Annotated in this window: 10 protein-coding genes; 8 read left to right on the forward strand and 2 right to left on the reverse strand. The window is 71.8% G+C overall.

Features of this window, described 5'->3' with window-relative positions; translation table 11 throughout:
• Positions 1-249: 249 nt before the first annotated feature.
• Positions 250-1,059 carry a hypothetical protein gene (locus IF43_RS0121040; protein WP_030202799.1) on the reverse strand — a complete coding sequence of 270 codons (810 nt, stop codon included), beginning with the start codon at positions 1,057-1,059 and terminating at the stop codon, positions 250-252.
• A 95-nt stretch (positions 1,060-1,154) separates the two neighbouring features.
• Between IF43_RS0121040 and IF43_RS0121045 the strand changes: the two genes are divergently transcribed.
• From IF43_RS0121045 to glmM, 5 genes are all read left to right on the forward strand, one after another.
• Entirely contained in the window at positions 1,155-2,792 is a 1,638-nt protein-coding gene (locus tag IF43_RS0121045; RefSeq protein WP_030202801.1) for an ABC-F family ATP-binding cassette domain-containing protein, read from the forward strand.
• A gap of 25 nt (positions 2,793-2,817) precedes the next feature.
• A complete protein-coding gene (locus IF43_RS0121050) occupies positions 2,818-4,062 on the forward strand; it encodes a glycosyltransferase family 87 protein (protein WP_051795746.1) in 1,245 nt (414 codons plus the stop codon).
• A 243-nt stretch (positions 4,063-4,305) separates the two neighbouring features.
• Complete coding sequence (gene rplM, locus IF43_RS0121055) at positions 4,306-4,749, forward strand: 50S ribosomal protein L13 (RefSeq protein ID WP_030202804.1); 444 nt, start codon at positions 4,306-4,308, stop codon at positions 4,747-4,749.
• 43 nt (positions 4,750-4,792) lie between these two features.
• On the forward strand, positions 4,793-5,302 hold the full coding sequence (rpsI, locus tag IF43_RS0121060) for a 30S ribosomal protein S9 (protein WP_030202807.1): 510 nt from the start codon (positions 4,793-4,795) through the stop codon (positions 5,300-5,302).
• Positions 5,303-5,428: 126 nt separating this feature from the next.
• Complete coding sequence (gene glmM, locus IF43_RS0121065) at positions 5,429-6,787, forward strand: phosphoglucosamine mutase (protein WP_030202810.1); 1,359 nt, start codon at positions 5,429-5,431, stop codon at positions 6,785-6,787.
• Positions 6,788-7,014: 227 nt separating this feature from the next.
• Here the strand turns inward: glmM and coaA are convergent, their stop codons facing one another.
• A complete protein-coding gene (gene coaA, locus IF43_RS0121070; protein WP_030202817.1) occupies positions 7,015-8,004 on the reverse strand; it encodes a type I pantothenate kinase in 990 nt (329 codons plus the stop codon).
• A 315-nt stretch (positions 8,005-8,319) separates the two neighbouring features.
• Between coaA and IF43_RS0121075 the strand changes: the two genes are divergently transcribed.
• The 3 genes from IF43_RS0121075 to IF43_RS0121085 all read left to right on the forward strand — a co-directional run bounded on the left by IF43_RS0121075 (position 8,320) and on the right by IF43_RS0121085 (position 11,752).
• Positions 8,320-9,126: a hypothetical protein gene (locus tag IF43_RS0121075; protein WP_030202820.1), complete on the forward strand. Its 807-nt coding sequence runs from the start codon at positions 8,320-8,322 to the stop codon at positions 9,124-9,126.
• A 288-nt stretch (positions 9,127-9,414) separates the two neighbouring features.
• Complete coding sequence (gene glmS, locus IF43_RS0121080; RefSeq protein ID WP_030202823.1) at positions 9,415-11,262, forward strand: glutamine--fructose-6-phosphate transaminase (isomerizing); 1,848 nt, start codon at positions 9,415-9,417, stop codon at positions 11,260-11,262.
• A 121-nt stretch (positions 11,263-11,383) separates the two neighbouring features.
• Complete coding sequence (locus tag IF43_RS0121085) at positions 11,384-11,752, forward strand: holo-ACP synthase (RefSeq protein ID WP_030202826.1); 369 nt, start codon at positions 11,384-11,386, stop codon at positions 11,750-11,752.
• Positions 11,753-11,796: the final 44 nt, after the last annotated feature.

An 11,796-nucleotide genomic window follows, 5' to 3' on the forward strand; every position in this document is an offset into this window, starting at 1 on the left:
TGGCCGCAGGCCAGGGGCGGAGCCCCCTTGCCCCAGGGGTGGGCCTGCCGCTGGGGGCACCTCCCAGCGGTAGCTGGGGGAGGCCTGCAGGCCATGACGCCTCAAGAGGCGAGGGGACCCACACACCACGGGACGGCCCCACGAAGCGAGAGCCCACCCCGACACCGGCCCACGAACCGCAGCCCCGGCCAGCCCGGCCCGCCCCGGCCGACCCCGCCCCCCCGCCCACCCCGGAGCGGCCCGCCCCGGTCAGCCCTGGTGGCCGTCGGCCTCCGCGGCGGCGTAGCCGCGGCGGAGGATGCGCTGGAAGGTGCGTTCGGCCAGGTCGTTGCCGGCCCGGTGCACCTGCTCGTCCTTCTTGGTGGCGTTCTTGTTGCCGGTGAAACCGGTGAGCGTGACGTACAGGTAGCGGCCGTAGGCGTTGGCCGTGCGCCGGCAGACGACCTTGGGGGCGCAGAACGGCTTGCTCTTGGACGCGGGCAGGGCCTTGACCCCGCCGTGCGCGTCGGCCTTGGCCGCGGCGGCCTCGGCGGCCGTGTCGAAGACGGCCACGCCCACGGTGACCTGGACGTCGGAGCGGGTGTAGTTCGCCCGCATGAAGAGCGTGCAGTGGTGTGCCGCGAGCACCTTGCCGAGGGTGGCGTCGGTGTTGCGGGTGCAGTCCTTGGTCGTGTCGCCGTCGCTCAGGGCGTACGTGCGGTCGGCGACCTCCGCGGCCCTGGTGCCGAAGAGCAGCCCGCCCCGCAACGGGGCGGTGTCCTTGCGGGCGTCGGACAGGTACACCAGCGGATCGGACATCGGAGAGGGGTCTCCGAAGGACGGCATGGCGTCGGCCGCCGCGGAGCGGTCGTCGGTCCCGTCCTTCGGCCCGGGGTCCTCCGCGCCGCCGGTGGCGAGCAGGACGGCCACCACGGCGGCCACGGCGGTGGCTCCGGCGGCCCCGCCGCCCCACAGCAGCCGCTTCCTGCGCCGGTGCTCGGCCGCGTTCGCCTCGGCCAGCGCCTCCCAGTCCGGATGCGGCGGCAGCGGCTCCGGAACCTGTCCCTCCCCATAGGTCATGCGGCGCATCCTAGGCGGCCGTCCGCGGGTGCCGGTACGGGCGGTGGGGGCCCGGACGGATATCGGGTTGGGCGGGAGCGGGGCGGCCCGTCAGAATGCCGGGCATGGGACATCTGGAAGCCGGCCACCTCGAGTACTACCTCCCGGACGGGCGCGTGCTGCTGCCGGACGCCTCCTTCCGCGTGGGGGAGGGCTCCGTGGTGGCCCTCGTCGGCGCGAACGGCGCGGGCAAGACGACGCTGCTCAAGCTGCTCTCGGGCGAGCTGCAGCCGCACGGCGGTTCGGTGACGGTGAGCGGCGGGCTCGGCGTGATGTCGCAGTTCGTGGGCTCGGTGCGGGACGAGACGACGGTGCGGGACCTGCTCGTGTCCGTGGCGCAGCCGCGGATCCGGGCGGCGGCGAAGGCCGTGGACGAGGCCGAGCACCTGATCATGACGGTCGACGACGAGGCCGCGCAGATGAAGTACGCGCAGGCCCTGTCCGACTGGGCGGACGTCCAGGGGTACGAGGCCGAGACCCTGTGGGACGTGTGCACGACGGCCGCGCTGGGGGTCCCGTACGACCGGGCCCAGTTCCGCGAGGTGCGCACGCTCTCCGGCGGTGAGCAGAAGCGGTTGGTGCTGGAGGCGCTGCTGCGCGGCCCGGACGAGGTGCTGCTGCTCGACGAGCCGGACAACTACCTCGACGTGCCGGGCAAGCGGTGGCTGGAGGACCAGCTGCGGGCCACGCGCAAGACGGTGCTGTTCATCTCGCACGACCGGGAGCTGCTCTCCCGGGCCGCACAGAAGATCATCGCGGTCGAGCCGGGCGTCGACGGGTCGGACGTGTGGGTGCACGGCGGCGGCTTCGACACCTTCCACGACGCCCGCAAGGAGCGCTTCGCCCGGTTCGAGGAGCTCAAGCGGCGCTGGGAGGAGAAGCACGCCCAGCTGAAGAAGCTGGTGGTCACGCTGCGGCAGGCGGCCGCGGTGAGCCACGAGATGGCCTCGCGGTACGCGGCCGCCCAGACGCGGCTGAGGAAGTTCGAGGAGGCGGGTCCGCCGCCGGAGCCGCCGCGCGAGCAGGAGATCACGATGCGGCTGCGCGGCGGACGTACCGGGGTACGGGCGCTGACCTGCGAGAAGCTGGAGCTCACCGGTCTGATGAAGCCCTTCGACCTGGAGGTCTTCTACGGCGAGCGGGTGGCGGTGCTGGGCTCGAACGGCTCGGGCAAGTCGCACTTCCTGCGGCTGCTGGCCGGGGACGCCGAGCGGCCGGTGCCGCACGAGGGCGTGTGGAAGCTGGGTGCGCGCGTCGTGCCGGGTCACTTCGCGCAGACCCACGCGCATCCGGAGCTGTTCGGCCGCACGCTCGTCGACATCCTGTGGACGGAGCACTCCAAGGACCGGGGCGGAGCCATGTCGGCGCTGCGCCGGTACGAGCTGGACCGGCAGGGCGACCAGCCCTTCGACCGGCTCTCCGGCGGCCAGCAGGCGCGGTTCCAGATCCTGCTCCTGGAGCTGGCGGGCACCACGGCGCTGCTGCTGGACGAGCCGACGGACAACCTGGACCTGGAGTCGGCCGAAGCCCTCCAGGACGGGCTGGAGGCGTACGAGGGCACGGTGCTGTGCGTGACGCACGACCGCTGGTTCGCGAAGTCCTTCGACCGGTACCTGGTCTTCGGCTCGGACGGGGTGGTCAGGGAGACCACCGAGCCCGTCTGGGACGAGCGCCGTGTCGAGCGCAAGCGGTGATTCCGGGGCGCCCTAGTCTCTGGCCATGCGCTGGGAGAAGAGGGGCGAGGGCGCCTTCGGGGCGTGGCTGCTGAGGCCCGCCCCGCTGATCTGGCAGCTGGCCGGGGCGGGCGTGCTGGTGGCGGTGGCCGTGTCGGTCTCGGTGCGCACCGCCGACGGGGGCATGGACAACGCCTTCGTCGTCCGGGCGGCTGACGCGCTGCTGGACGGCAGGTCCCCGTACGCCGACAAGCGCTTCCTGTACTTCCCGAGTGCGGTCCTCATGGCCGTGCCGGAGGCGCTGGTGCCGGTGGGCGCCCTGCGGGTCCTGGTTCCGCTGGGGACGTCGGCGCTGCTCGCCGTCGGATGGTGGGGGGCGCTGCGGATCTTCTCGGTGCCGCTGCGCAGCCGGTTCGGGGTGCTGGGCCTCGCCGTTCTGGCGTCGGCCTACCGGCCGTACGCCAACCTGGTGCTGCTGGGGAACTGGACCTGCCTCGCCGCGGCCGCCCTGCCGCTGGCCCTGCTGGCCGCGCACCGGGGCCGCTGGGTGCGGGCCGGGCTGGTCGTCGGCGCGGCCGTGGCCGCGAAGCCGATGCTGGTGCCGGTGGGCCTGCTCTTCGTCTTCGCCCGGCGGTGGCGCGGGCTGGCCGCCGTGGTGCTGGTGCCGCTGGGGGCCTCGCTGCTGGCCGCGGCCCTGATGCCGCGGCCCTCGCTGTTCTTCACCAGGACGCTGCCTTTCCTGCTCCGTGGCCAGGACTCCTTCGCGCGGCCCTGGGACGCCTCGCCGGTCGCGGTCCTGCCGCGGCTCGGCGTACCCCAGCCGGCGGCGGTGGCGGTCGCCGGGCTGCTGGCGGCCACGGGGCTCCTGTGCGCGTGGCGGCGCTGGCGGCGTGCGGACGAGGGGCCCCAGCGGCTGGTGGAGACGGCCTGCATGGTGATGCTCGCCGCATTCCTGGTCTCGCGACCGTCCTTCGACCACTACCTCCTGGTGGTGCTCCCGCTGCTGCTGGCCTCGGGGGCCCGGGACGGCTCGCTGCCGCGCTCCCCTTGGTTCTGGCTGGCCCTGGTGCCCCAGACCGCGGGCATTCCGTGGCCCTCGGAGTTCGAGAACAATAAACGGGCATTCCGGGACATAGCGACCCTCTGTTCACTCGCAGGTCTGCTGGCCGGTCGTGCGCTGCGCGCGCGTCGGGTTACTCTGGAGCCCGTAACAACTGCGGGGTCCCCACCCAGGACCGAACCGGAGTGCGCCGCGACGCCAGTTCCATCGGCATCGCGGACCGCGTTTTGACCCGTTTGGGTCCTCATGGGTATCCTGCTGGTTTGTTATGCGTATGGGCTGTCTCATTCTCACGTGATAGGTCCTTACGCCGGTCCACCGGACCGATGACCAGCAGTTCAAGCCGTTCGTACGGGTTGCGTCCCCGATGCGAACGAGGGCTGTCGTGATCGTCCGTGGTGACCCTGTCAGGACCCGTCTCGCGGGGCTAGCGCCCCAGGGGCGACCCACCACTGAAGAAGCGAAGGCATACGCGTGCGTACGTTCAGCCCCAAGCCCGGCGACATCTCGCGCCAGTGGCTCGTCATCGACGCCCAGGACGTCGTCCTCGGCCGTCTGGCGACTCAGGCCGCCACTCTCCTGCGCGGCAAGCACAAGCCGACCTATGCCCCTCACATGGACATGGGCGACTTCGTGATCATCGTCAACGCCGACAAGGTCCACCTGTCCGGCAACAAGGCCGCGCAGAAGATGGCCTACCGCCACTCCGGCTACCCGGGCGGTCTCCGCAGCGTCCGCTACGACGACCTGCTCCGGGACAACCCGGAGAAGGCCGTCGAGAAGGCCGTCAAGGGCATGCTCCCGAAGAACTCGCTGGGCCGCCAGATGCTCTCGAAGCTGAAGGTCTACCGTGGCGCCGAGCACCCCCACGCTGCGCAGCAGCCGGTGGCGTTCGAGATCACCCAGGTCGCGCAGTAATCCCGGCCACCACCTAAGACCGTAAAGAATTCTGAGGAGCATCGTGGCCGAGACCACCCCTGAGACCCCCGTTGACGAGTTCGAGGGCGTCGAGGAGTACACCACCGAGACCGTCGTCGAGTCGGAGTACACCTCCGAGTCGCTCGCTTCCCGCTTCGGCGACCCGCAGCCGGCCGCCGGCCTGGGCCGCCGCAAGAACGCCATCGCCCGCGTCCGGATCGTCCCGGGCACCGGCAAGTGGAAGATCAACGGTCGCACCCTCGAGGACTACTTCCCGAACAAGGTGCACCAGCAGGAAGTCAACGAGCCCTTCAAGGTGCTCGAGCTCGACAACCGCTACGACGTTGTCGCCCGCATCGCGGGTGGCGGCGTCTCCGGCCAGGCCGGCGCCCTGCGCCTCGGCGTGGCCCGCGCCCTGAACGAGGCGGACGTGGAGAACAACCGCGGTCCGCTGAAGAAGGCCGGCTTCCTCTCCCGCGACGACCGTGCGGTCGAGCGCAAGAAGGCCGGTCTCAAGAAGGCCCGCAAGGCCCCGCAGTACAGCAAGCGCTAATCTCCGCCTGCTGCTCTGCACGTATCCGCCCCGGCGGCACGCTCTGTGCTGCCGGGGCGGTTCGTTTAGCGCCACAAGCGTCGTATATCTGTTCCAAGCTCCACAGCGCGAACTCGGAGGACAAAAGTGGGACGACTCTTCGGCACCGACGGTGTACGCGGCGTCGCCAACGCGGACCTGACGGCTGAGCTGGCGCTCGGCCTGTCCGTGGCGGCCGCGCACGTGCTCGGCGAGGCGGGTACGTTCGAGGGCCACCGCCCGACCGCCGTGGTCGGCCGCGACCCGCGCGCCTCCGGCGAATTCCTGGAAGCCGCCGTCGTCGCGGGCCTGGCCAGCGCCGGCGTGGACGTCCTGCGCGTCGGTGTGCTGCCCACCCCCGCGGTGGCGTATCTCACCGGTGCGCTGGGTGCCGACCTCGGCGTCATGCTCTCCGCCAGCCACAACGCCATGCCCGACAACGGCATCAAGTTCTTCGCCCGCGGCGGCCACAAGCTGGCCGACGAGCTGGAGGACAAGATCGAGGCCGTGTACGAGCAGCACCGCACCGGTGCTCCGTGGGAGCGCCCCACCGGCGCCGGCGTCGGCCGCGTCCGCTCGTACGACGAGGGCTTCGACCGGTACGTCGCCCACCTGATCGGCGTACTGCCCAACCGCCTCGACGGCCTGAAGATCGTCCTGGACGAGGCGCACGGCGCGGCCGCCCACGTGTCCCCCGAGGCCTTCGCCCGTGCCGGGGCCGAGATCGTCACCATCGGTGCCGAGCCCGACGGCCTGAACATCAACGACGGCTGCGGCTCCACCCACCTCGACCTGCTCAAGCGCGCGGTCGTCGAGCACGGGGCGGACCTGGGCATCGCCCACGACGGCGACGCCGACCGCTGCCTCGCGGTGGACGCCGACGGCAACGAGATCGACGGCGACCAGATCCTCGCGGTGCTCGCCCTCGCCATGCGCGAGGCCGGCCACCTGCGCGGGAACACGGTCGTCGCCACCGTCATGTCGAACCTGGGCTTCAAGCTGGCCATGGAGGCCGAGGGCGTCGAGCTCGTCCAGACCGCGGTCGGCGACCGGTACGTCCTGGAGTCGATGAAGGAGCACGGCTACGCGCTGGGCGGCGAGCAGTCCGGCCACGTGATCGTCCTCGACCACGCCACCACCGGCGACGGCACCCTGACCGGCCTGATGCTGGCCGCCCGGGTCGCGGCCACCGGCAAGTCGCTGGCCGAGCTGGCCGGGGTCATGTCGCGGCTGCCGCAGGTGCTGGTGAACGTCAAGGACGTCGACAAGTCCCGCGTCGCCACCTCCGGCGAGCTGGCCGCGGCCGTCGCCGAGGCCGAGCGCGAGCTCGGCTCCACCGGGCGGGTGCTGCTGCGCCCCTCCGGCACCGAGCCGCTCGTCCGGGTGATGGTGGAGGCAGCCGACATCGAGCAGGCCCGCTCCGTCGCCGGCCGGCTGGCGGACGTGGTGAAGTCGGCGCTGGGTTAGTCGGCTGGTCGGCCGGCCGACTGGCCGGCCGGTCGGGTCGGTCGGTCTGGTCGGTCCGGTCGCGTCGTCACGCGGCCACGCGTCCACGCTTCGTTCCGGCGCATCCAGCGGCCCCGCTGGGTGCGCCGGAGTCGTTTCCGGGCGTAGAAGGCCGGCCTGTCATCCGAAGGTGCGGCACGGCCGCACCCCCGGTGCTCCGGTGGTGCTCGGCGGCGCTCCGGTGGTGCTCAGAGCTTGCGCAGGCTCAGTCGTTGCACCTTGTGGTCGGGGCCCTTGCGGATGATCAGGTTGGCGCGGCCGCGGGTCGGGGCGACGTTCTCCAGCAGGTTGGGGCGGTTGATGGTGCGCCACATCGTGCGGGCGTAGTCCATCGCCTCCTCCTCCGACACCTGGGTGTACTTCCGGAAGTAGGAGAAAGGATTCTGGAAGGCGGTCTCGCGCAGCTTGCGGAAGCGGTTCAGGTACCAGCGCTCGATGTCCTCAGGACGGGCGTCCACGTACACGCTGAAGTCGAAGAAGTCGGCGAGCCCGACCCGGGTGCGGCCGTCCTTGCCGGGCAGGGCCGGCTGCAGGACGTTCAGCCCCTCCACGATCAGGATGTCGGGGCGGCGCACCACCAGGCGCTCGCCCGGCACGATGTCGTAGATCAGGTGCGAGTAGACGGGCGCGGTGACCTCGTCCTTGCCGGCCTTGATGTCGGCGACGAAGCGGGTCAGGGCGCGCCGGTCGTAGGACTCGGGGAAGCCCTTGCGGGACAGCAGTCCGCGCTCCGCCAGCTCCTTCATCGGGTACAGGAAGCCGTCGGTGGTGACCAGCTCCACGCGCGGGTGCTCCGGCCAGCGGGCCAGCAGCGCCTGGAGCAGGCGGGCGACGGTGGACTTGCCGACGGCGACGGAGCCGGCCACCCCTATGACGAAGGGGGTGCCCTGCTGGGCGCCGTGGCCGTTGCCGGCGTCACCGAGGAAGGTGTTCAGCGCCCCGCGCAGGTTGCTCGTCGCGCCGACGTAGAGGTTGAGCAGGCGGGACAGCGGGAGGTAGACGTCCCGGACCTCGTCGAGGTCGATGACGTCGCCGAGGCCGCGCAGCCGCTCGACCTCCTCGGCGGTGAGGGGGAGCGGGGTGCGCTCGCGCAGGGCGCTCCACTCGGCGCGGGTGAGGTCGACGTAGGGGGAACCCTCTGCCCGGCGCGCGGCGCTTCGTGGCGGCGAAGTGATCACACTCCATTGTCGGCGCTGCGGGGCCCGCGTGGGTGGTGGGCTCGGTCACGTGGGGCGGCTCCCGGGCGTACGGGGGAGCGGGTTTCGCGGGGCTGGTGGGGGTTCGTGTCACTCCGGGGGCCGGAGGGTTGTACGGGAACGTGTTGCGATCGGGCCCAGGTGCTGTGTCGCGGTGGTCACGATTGGCCGGAGCGGCCGGAAATCGCGGGCGGACCGGGCGCCGATTGGTGATCATTACGGGGTCCGCGTGGGGGAGCTCCACTCCGAAGCGTCACGCGGGGGGGATTTTTTCAGCACTTCTGGAGAGATGCAGCCATGCGCACCGCCATTCGCCGTACCGCCGCGCGCCGTAGCGCCGTTCGTCGCACCGCCGTCGCCGTCACCGTGGCCTCGCTTGCCCTGGTCGTCACGGCCTGCGGTTCCTCCGGCACGTCGACCGACGAGAAGGCCGAGGCCGGCACCGGCAAGGCGGCGGCCAGCAGCGCGCCGGCCGAGCCGGCGGCCCGTCCGCTGTCCGCCGCCGAGCTGGAGCAGCTCGCCGTCGCGCAGGCCGACCTGCCGGGTTACAAGGTCGAGGACAAGCTGAAGAACCCGCCGGCGGAGGCGGGCAAGGCCGTCTCGGACAAGCCGGCCTGCCAGCCGTACGCGGACGCGATCGCGGGCGTCATCGGGAAGCCCGCCGCCAAGGCGCTCCGCTCGGCCGTGGCCCTGCCCAAGGACGCCGGCACGGCGCAGACGCCGGAGCAGAAGGCCCTGGCAGGCCTGAACGCCCTCAAGTCGCCCGCGACCCGCGTGATCCTCGCTTCGTACGAGGGGGACAAGGCGGCCGAGCACGTACTGACCCTGAAGAACTCGGGCGCCGACTGCATGCAGGGCTTCACCGTCACCCAGGACGGCGAGAAGACCAAGATCAAGTCGATGACGCCGATGACGCTGGACGCCGGTGACGAGGACTCGTCCTGGTCCTTCGTCATGGACATGGACGGCCAGCCCGCCGAGTTCAACATCGCCCTGATGAGCAAGGGCACCACGCTGGCCAGCTTCTACACCTTCAGCCTCGGTGGCTCGGTCAAGGAGCTGCCGGAGCCGATCATCGACGCGCAGGAGAAGAAGCTCGCCTGAGCGATGCGTCGGATGTGATGCGCCTCATGCGCACGGCGCGCCGCGGGCCCACGGGGGTGGCTCGCGGCGCGCTTCGCGCAGGGGGCGCGTTTCGCGTGTGAGACGCGGGGGTCGGTCGGCGGGCGCTCGGGCGGTGGGTGCCCTGTCGGACGGCGCTCGGTTGGTGGGTGCTCGGGCGGTGGGTGCGCCCCGCGGGGGGGCAGCGAGGAGTGAGGGGCGCGTAACGGCGCACGGCGCGGGTCCGCGCGCTCCCCGGTGACGGCCCGAGCGCGGCGTAGGCTGCGGCCCATGTGCGGAATCGTCGGTTACGTAGGAGCGCAGTCCGCGCTCGAAGTCGTCATCGCAGGACTCAAGCGGCTCGAATACCGCGGCTACGACTCGGCCGGGGTCGCCGTGCTCGCCGACGGCGGACTGGCCGCCGCCAAGAAGGCGGGCAAGCTCGTCAACCTGGAGAAGGAACTGGTCAGCCGTCCGCTGCCGAGCGGCTCCACCGGCCTCGGGCACACCCGTTGGGCCACGCACGGCGCGCCCAACGACGTCAACGCCCACCCCCACCTCGACAACTCCGGCCGGGTCGCGGTGGTCCACAACGGCATCATCGAGAACTTCGCCGCCCTGCGCGCCGAACTCGCCGAGCGCGGCCACAAGCTCTCCTCCGACACCGACACCGAGGTGGTCTCCCACCTGCTGGCCGAGGCCTTCTCCTCCGCGGGCGACCTCGCCGAGGCCATGCGCCAGGTCTGCCGTCGGCTGGAGGGCGCCTTCACCCTGGTCGCCGTGCACGCGGACGAGCCCGACGTGGTCGTCGGGGCCCGCCGCAACTCCCCGCTGGTGGTCGGCGTCGGCGAGGGCGAGGCGTTCCTCGCCTCCGACGTGGCGGCCTTCATCGCGCACACCCGGTCCGCGATCGAGCTGGGGCAGGACCAGGTCGTCGAACTGCGCCGCGACGGCGTGGTGGTGACGGACTTCCACGGCGCGCCGGCCCACGTGCGCGCGTACCACGTGGACTGGGACGCCTCCGCCGCCGAGAAGGGCGGCTACGACTACTTCATGCTCAAGGAGATCGCCGAGCAGCCGAAGGCGGTGGCCGACACCCTGCTGGGCCGCATCGACGCCGACGGCGTGCTCTCCCTCGACGAGCTGCGGATCCCCGACTCGGTGCTCCGCGAGGTCGACAAGGTGGTCATCGTCGCCTGCGGTACCGCGTACCACGCCGGCATGATCGCGAAGCTGGCCATCGAGCACTGGACCCGCATTCCCTGCGAGACCGAGCTGGCGAGCGAGTTCCGCTACCGCGACCCCATCCTCGACCAGCGCACCCTGGTCATCGCCATCTCGCAGTCCGGCGAGACGATGGACACCCTGATGGCGCTGCGGCACGCCCGCGAGCAGGGCGCGAAGGTGCTCGCCGTCTGCAACACCAACGGCTCGACCATCCCGCGCGAGTCGGACGCCGTGCTCTACACCCATGCCGGTCCGGAGGTCGCGGTCGCGTCGACCAAGGCGTTCCTGACGCAGCTGGTGGCCTGCTACCTGGTCGCGCTGTACCTGGGGCAGGTGCGGGGCACCAAGTGGGGTGACGAGATCCAGGCCGTGATCCGGGAGCTGTCGGCCGTCGAGGGCGCGGTGGAACGGGTCCTGGAGACGATGGAGCCGGTACGGGAACTGGCCCGGTCGCTCGCGGACAAGGACACGGTGCTGTTCCTGGGGCGGCACGTGGGCTACCCGGTGGCGCTGGAGGGCGCGCTCAAGCTCAAGGAGCTCGCGTACATGCACGCCGAGGGGTTCGCGGCGGGCGAGCTCAAGCACGGGCCGATCGCGTTGATCGAGGAGGACCTGCCGGTGGTCGTGGTCGTGCCGTCGCCGCGGGGGCGGTCGGTGCTGCACGACAAGATCGTCTCGAACATCCAGGAGATCCGGGCCCGCGGTGCCCGTACGATCGTGATCGCGGAGGAGGGCGACGAGGCGGTGGTCCCGTACGCCGACCACCTCGTCCGGGTCCCGGCGACGCCGACCCTGCTCCAGCCGCTGGTGGCCACGGTGCCGCTGCAGGTGTTCGCGTGCGAGCTGGCGACGGCCCGGGGCAACGAGGTGGACCAGCCGCGCAACCTGGCCAAGTCGGTGACGGTGGAGTGATGTTGGCGGGTGGGGCTTTCGTGGGTCCGGCTTTTGTGGGTCGGGCTTTTGTGGGTCGGGCCTTCGTGGGTGGGGCGGGCTCGGGTGGGGTCTGCTCGGGTGGGGTGCGGGGGTGCCGCGCGTGATCATCGGCGTGGGTATCGACGTCGCGGAGATCGACCGGTTCCAGGAGGCGCTGAACCGTCATCCCGGTATGGCCACCCGGCTCTTCCTGGACCGGGAGCTCATGCTGCCCAGCGGCGAGCGGCGCGGGATCGCGTCGCTCGCCGCCCGGTTCGCGGCGAAGGAGGCCCTGGCGAAGGCCCTGGGCGCACCGCCCGGGCTGCTGTGGACCGATGCGGAGGTGTTCGTGGAGGACACCGGGCAGCCGCGGCTGCGCGTCTCGGGGACGGTGGCGGCTCGGGCGGAGGCGCTGGGGGTGAAGTCCTGGCACATCTCGCTCAGCCATGACGCGGGTGTCGCGTCGGCTGTGGTGATTGCGGAGGGGTGAGGTTCGGGGCGGGGTGAGGTTCGGGGTGGGGGCGGTGTGCCCTC

Origin of the sequence: Streptomyces sp. NRRL S-87 (genome assembly GCF_000719335.1) — a bacterium.
Taxonomy (GTDB): domain Bacteria; phylum Actinomycetota; class Actinomycetes; order Streptomycetales; family Streptomycetaceae; genus Streptomyces.

Bases quoted from the DNA above. Each gene is read 5' to 3' on its own strand.
- IF43_RS0121040 (WP_030202799.1), bottom strand. From the start codon at position 1,059: ATGACCTATGGGGAGGGACAGGTTCCGGAGCCGCTGCCGCCGCATCCG.
- IF43_RS0121045 (WP_030202801.1), top strand. From the start codon at position 1,155: ATGCCGGGCATGGGACATCTGGAAGCCGGCCACCTCGAGTACTACCTC.
- IF43_RS0121050 (WP_051795746.1), top strand. From the start codon at position 2,818: ATGCGCTGGGAGAAGAGGGGCGAGGGCGCCTTCGGGGCGTGGCTGCTG.
- IF43_RS0121075 (WP_030202820.1), top strand. From the start codon at position 8,320: ATGCGCACCGCCATTCGCCGTACCGCCGCGCGCCGTAGCGCCGTTCGT.
- glmS (WP_030202823.1), top strand. From the start codon at position 9,415: ATGTGCGGAATCGTCGGTTACGTAGGAGCGCAGTCCGCGCTCGAAGTC.